Annotated in this window: 4 protein-coding genes; 2 read left to right on the top strand and 2 right to left on the bottom strand. The window is 38.1% G+C overall.

Annotated features, from left to right (window positions below):
• A partial coding sequence (locus AC6F75_RS10425) for a redoxin domain-containing protein (RefSeq protein ID WP_500714960.1) occupies nucleotides 1–960 on the top strand: 960 nt, incomplete at its 5' end.
• A gap of 35 nt (nucleotides 961–995) precedes the next feature.
• On the opposite strand, the gene AC6F75_RS10420 is transcribed toward AC6F75_RS10425, so the two are convergent.
• Nucleotides 996–1676 (bottom strand): SIMPL domain-containing protein, encoded by a 681-nt coding sequence (locus AC6F75_RS10420; protein WP_500714959.1) that lies wholly within the window; start codon nucleotides 1674–1676, stop codon nucleotides 996–998.
• Between the two features lie 47 nt (nucleotides 1677–1723).
• Nucleotides 1724–2374, bottom strand: a complete 651-nt coding sequence (locus AC6F75_RS10415) for a rhomboid family intramembrane serine protease (protein WP_500714958.1) — start codon at nucleotides 2372–2374, stop codon at nucleotides 1724–1726.
• A gap of 125 nt (nucleotides 2375–2499) precedes the next feature.
• Between AC6F75_RS10415 and AC6F75_RS10410 the strand changes: the two genes are divergently transcribed.
• Nucleotides 2500–3274 (top strand): LpxL/LpxP family acyltransferase (locus tag AC6F75_RS10410; RefSeq protein ID WP_500714957.1); only part of this gene is annotated, 775 nt, incomplete at its 3' end.

The following is a 3274-nucleotide window of genomic DNA, read 5'->3' as shown; positions in this document are numbered from 1 at the left end:
ATTGTTATAAGAGGTGGAAAATTCAGTTTTGAAATTGAAAAGAGCAAAGAATCTCAATTGGGTTTATTAAATTTTCGAAATCTCAATACCACTTTGATTTTTTTCCACGACACTAAAGACGTTGAAGGTAATTTTGATTTAAACAAGCTTTTCGATACCGATTTTAAGGGAGGGAAAGAAAATGACTTAATGCTTGAGCTGAAAGAAAAGCTGGAAAAATTTGATGCGCGAAAACGACAAAATCTTGAAGACATGCAGGAAGCCCAAAAGGCAATGTCAAATCAGGATATGGTTAGACTTCAAACTGAAGCAGCCGTTATTGCAAATGAAGAACAGGTATACAAAAAAGAGTTTATTGAAAAAAATGTAAACTCATTGCTTGCCATGATGATACTTAATGAAATGATTACCAAAAAAGAGGTCAACATCAGGGAAGTTGAAGCCTACCTTGAAAAAAGAGACCCAAAACTATCAGATAACGTTTTTATCAAACAAATTGAAACGAATTCAGCAAGACTCAGAATTCCTGATGTAGGCAACATAGCCCCTGAATTTTCAGGACCCGACCCTGACGGGAATATTATTTCGCTTAAAGACATAATGGGAAAAGTTACTTTAATCGACTTCTGGGCTTCCTGGTGCAGACCCTGCCGAATAGAAAACCCCAATATTGTGAGGGTTTACAACCAATACAAAGATCAGGGGTTTACCGTGATAAGTATATCTCTTGATAGAGAAGGACACCGCGCTCAATGGTTAAGAGCCATTGAAGACGATAAAATGCAAGACTGGCATCACATCTCCAGCTTGAAGTTTTGGCAGGAACCCATAGCCCAACAATATGGAGTTACTTCCATACCCAAAGCTTACCTTTTGGATGAAACCGGTAAAATAGTAGCCACAGAATTAAGAGGACCGGCACTGGGTCAAAAAGTGGGTGAACTTTTGAGAAACAATTAAAAAATAAAAAACCTGACCGCAAAGTCAGGTTTTTTCTATTTCAGTTCAAATACTACCTGAATCGTGGCTTTTACTTCCATTTCGCCCACAGCAAGCGTTTCTCCAACACCGTCAGCGCTAAAAGCCATGGCTTCTGCTCTGTATAATGGCATTGGCGGGGAATAACTTCCCTGTTCATTAATTTGAATGGCCTTGCCCACTGTCTGATTTAAAACCCCTGAATATTCAACTGCTTTTTCTTTGGCGTTGGAAACAGCTAGTTTTCGGGCTTCAGATTTTAATGTTTCGAGTTTTGAAGTGCCGAAAGAAATTCCGTCAATGCGGTTGATGCCTTTTGTCATCAATCCGGAAATCAAGCCATCATACTTCTTCAAATCCTTTAGAAGGACTGTTATGGTTTGTGTAGCCTGATAAGAATAGGTCTTGGTGTTGTAATCATATCGTTTGTTCAGAGTTACGTGCCGGGTTTGAACATCTTTGGATTCAACCCCGTTTTGTTTGATAAAATTCAACACATCATTCACGGCCCTGTCATTGATTGTTTTCAAAGCAATAGGGTCGTCGCCTGAATTTTCAACAGACATCCTGATGGTGACCTGATCGGGAATAATTTTTACGGTGCCTTCACCGGTAACGCTAACAATGGGTTGTAATTTTTCCTGAGCACTTACAAAAGTGACTGTCAAAATCAGGATTAAGGTTAAGATTTTTCTCATAATAAAAGTTTTTAGAATCAGTTTATCTTTTCAATAGCTGTGCCAAGTTATAGTTTACCCATTCGCTGCATAGCCAATAAAATAAGAATTGGAATGGCCAGTATTATGATAATCCACAACTGGGTTTCAAACAAGTGTGGTGCAAAAAACAGGGTAAGTACATAACCCGCTATGGCTCCACCAAAATGGGCATCGTGACCAATATTGCCTGATTGCTTCTTCATTCCGTAAATGGAATAAAACAGATAAGCTATCCCCACAAACCAGGCGGGTATGGCTATGGGAATAAAAAAGAAATACAAAGACATTTCGGGATAAAAAATAATGGCCGAATACAGCACGCCCATCACTCCCCCACTCGCACCCACTGCGTTGTAATTGGGGTTGTTTTTATGAAAATAATAGGAAAGAAAATTCCCTGCAATAAAGCTTAACACATAAATTATTAAAAAAGTTACCTGACCCAATGCTCTGATAACCACTTCAGCAAAAAAGTACAGTGTAATCATATTAAACAACAGATGCATAGTGTTCACGTGCAAAAATGCAGAAGAAAACATCCTGAAATAGTCGCCACGCCTGATGGCTGCCGTATTGAACTTGTATTTTTCAAAAAACAAATAATCATTAAACCCTCTCATTGAAATAATCACATTGGCCGCAATGATGATAATGGTAACTAAGCTGATATCTGCCATTTTTAACATTTAAAGTTCAATTTACGAAGTTAAGGAATTCATGCTACTCCAAAGGCACCGCAGCGTGCTGTTTTTTATTCCGCTTCCGAATTAAATAACCTTTATATTTGCAAAAAATTTACCTGATGCAATTTCTAGCATACCTGATTTTTTATCCACTACTTTGGTTGATTTCCAAACTTCCGTTTCGGTTGCTCTATGCGCTTTCTGACCTTATTTATGTCATCATCTACTACATCATAGGTTACCGAAAAAAAACGGTGAGGAGCAATATCGCGATGGCTCTTCCTCATCTTTCAGAAAAAGAACGGTTGACCATCGAAAAAAAATCTTACCGCCATTTGTGTGATATGTTTTTGGAAATGATAAAAACCATGTCCATTACTAGAAAGGAAATTGATGAACGATTTACTTTCAGCAATCTGGATGTTTATCTGGATTTGGAAAAAAAAGGCAAAAGTATCGCTGTGATGATTGCGCATTATGCCAGCTATGAATGGGTAATCTCTATGAACAGAATCATCACCTTTGAAGGCTTTGCTATTTATAAAAAAATCAGGAATCCCTATTTTGACAAAATGGTGAGGGACATCCGGTCAAAATTTCAGGCACATTTAATTACCACTAAAGAAACCTTTGATGTTATCCAAAAAAACACAACCGAAGGCCGCCTAAGTGTTTATGGTTTTGCCGGCGATCAATCGCCAAAATCAAATAAAGCATTTCATTGGGCAAAATTTATGGGCGTTCAAGTTCCGGTCCATACCGGTGCCGAGATGCTTGCCAAACGTTTTGATATGAACGTCATTTTTTTAAAAGTAAAAAAGGTCAAACGCGGGTTTTACCAAGCTACCTTTGAAGTACTTTCAGATGATGTCAGGTCAGTTCCTGATTATCAAA

This window comes from Planktosalinus sp. (genome assembly GCF_059864935.1).
This window is presented reverse-complemented; position numbering and strand designations above follow the sequence as displayed.

Coding starts and splice junctions, on each gene's coding strand:
- AC6F75_RS10415 (WP_500714958.1), bottom strand. CDS start 2,374: ATGGCAGATATCAGCTTAGTTACCATTATCATCATTGCGGCCAATGTG.
- AC6F75_RS10420 (WP_500714959.1), bottom strand. CDS start 1,676: ATGAGAAAAATCTTAACCTTAATCCTGATTTTGACAGTCACTTTTGTA.